This is a genomic window from Ohtaekwangia sp. (assembly GCF_036568665.1).
Lineage (GTDB): Bacteria > Bacteroidota > Bacteroidia > Cytophagales > Cyclobacteriaceae > Ohtaekwangia.
In genome coordinates this window covers 1-2,291 of the sequence record NZ_DATCSD010000453.1, presented here as the reverse complement: position 1 = coordinate 2,291, position 2,291 = coordinate 1, and the positions used below count along the sequence as shown (strand labels likewise).

Annotated in this window: 1 protein-coding gene; it reads right to left on the bottom strand. The window is 44.4% G+C overall.

Annotation, left to right across the window (positions count from 1 at the left end):
- Positions 1-2,291 (bottom strand): hypothetical protein (locus VIN08_RS26850; RefSeq protein ID WP_331972424.1); only part of this gene is annotated, 2,291 nt, incomplete at both ends.

Below are 2,291 nucleotides of genomic sequence, written 5' to 3'. Positions count from 1 at the left end.
TCCAGTTCTTCTCCTAATTCATCGCCTTCCTTCTTAATCTTGTCTACCAGAAATGCGCCCCATATAGCACTGGCGGCCATTACCACATCTTTACCTCCTTCGTGGTACGCAACGGGGCCGCCATGCGCATATTTATCAATCTTGCCTTGGGCCATATCCTTAGCCCCCTTCTGTATATCCTCCCACTTTAAATTCCTTACCTTGTGCCAGGCGTTTGTAATAATTTCTGGCTTGGTGGCAATGTCTAATCCTAACTTTACAAACTGTAGCTTCTCTGTTACTTCATCCAACACACCATCACTCAAACCGGCAACCATGCCCGGCATTTGTATAGGAGATTGCCGATAATTGCCAGCTGCCGGGTTCCAGTATTTTTCGGGCAGTGCTGCATTTTCATATATACTCTCTCCCAAGTCTACTACTTCGGGCAAGAACGACCACAGGTTGCTCTTGTCGATCTTCATCTTCTCTCCGTTCGGTGGCTGCTGCTCAAACTTCTGCCCTTTCATGGAGCCATCGTCCAATGCTTTACCTCTATTGTTCCTTTGAGCTGCCTGTAATTCCTCGTTTAGTTTATCCTTTACAGCGGCTTCTACCTGCGCTTGTGTTACACCGGTTAACTTGCTGTTCTTCTGCAGCGCAGGGTATGCAACTGTTTTTACCGTAAGGCTACCCTGGCAATAGCTGAGTGTAATTACATTTTTGTTTTGTGTAGTACCAGAACCGTCAGCCGTTACTGCCTGACTCGTGCCTGTTTTACAGTTCTTTATTACATAAGCTGTGTTGGCATGTGCAACCAGGCTTTTCCTGAGCGCTTCTGATAACCGCGCTATATATTGTCCTTCATCGCTGCAATCGCAGGTAAATGATTTATTCTCTATTACCTCTTTCGTATTCCCATCGCTACTTTTTTCCAGAAACGTTTTGGCTCCCTGTTCTACACTTCCGTTTTTATAGACTTCTGGTAACGCAGCTACTTTTAATTTAGACAGACTAACATGAACCTTCGTATTGTCTGAGACTTCGGCATACTGGGTAGTAAGGTATAGATCGTACTCCTTCTGTCCGGCAGGTATAGCAACCGTAGACTTGAAATAGGAAGATGTGTTTACCTCGTCTCTATATCCTTTAAAGTTTATTAATCCTGAACCTGACCACTCAGCATCGAGCGCGTATACTTTTCCATTTGCCCTGAACCGCTTAATATAGGGTAGGTTGTCGAGCAAATTTCCATTTGTGCATTGATAGAGTATAACAACACCTTTAGGTAATACAATTGATTTACCGCTGGCAGTATAGAAAACAGAGTTCTGCAGAAGAGTAATTCCTGCCGGGTCAGTAACAGCATTGCTTTCCGAGTCTTCATCATCCTCAAACAACGACACCACCCTCTGCGGATCATGTATATAGTCCCACTGATATTTATATAGTGAAGGGCCATTCGGATAATCCATCAGGTTATCCGTCTCTCCCTGACTCAGTGGAAACTCTTTAAAAGTATGCTGCAGATTGAAAGCTCCGTGGCCGATCTCATGCGCTACTGCAGGTATAGCATTTTCGCTATCGAGATTATCAACAAAGATGAATCCTGCCTGCTTGCTGCGGGGCATATACCCTAACAACCTTTTTCCATCCTTTACGCTCTTCGGCTTCGTTACCAAAAACAAATAGTATGTGTTATCAAGAAGGTCGCCATAGGCTTTTATCACCTTCTTCATGTCACCGGTATAATTGGTGAGTAGTCCGCTCTCGCCATCATCAAAGTATTCGTCTAAGGTTACGTTGATAGACGGTTTGATCTCTACATGCCAGGCGGCTACCGCTTGTCCATATATATCCGTAAGTTTTTGTGAAAGTATATTATCAGTTGGTTCACCGGGAATGGAGGCTCCGTTTACAGGAACAATAACCAGGTTACGCTCTACCTTATCGTAGCTCACTATATTCAGCTTACCCAATACATTATCTTTCGATGCTTCATCAGGTTTATAGAGTGCCAGCAGCTCTTCGGTCATGCCTTCGGCTCCACCACGCAGCTCTATAGTATAGATGTTTTTGTTGGGTGTAGCGGTGATGGGAGTGCCATTTATTTCAAAGCGTATTTTCTTCGGATCGATATCGGTGCCTTCCAGCGTAGCCGTTACAGGATCGTTGTCAGAAGACGTTACTGCTTTCCAGGGTATATATTCACCGCTTTCCAGCTGCTGGTAATACGATGATAAGGCATCATACTTCTTCTCATCAAAGCCCAGTTTACCTGCTCCTTTACTAAAGGTGATGGCAATGGTATA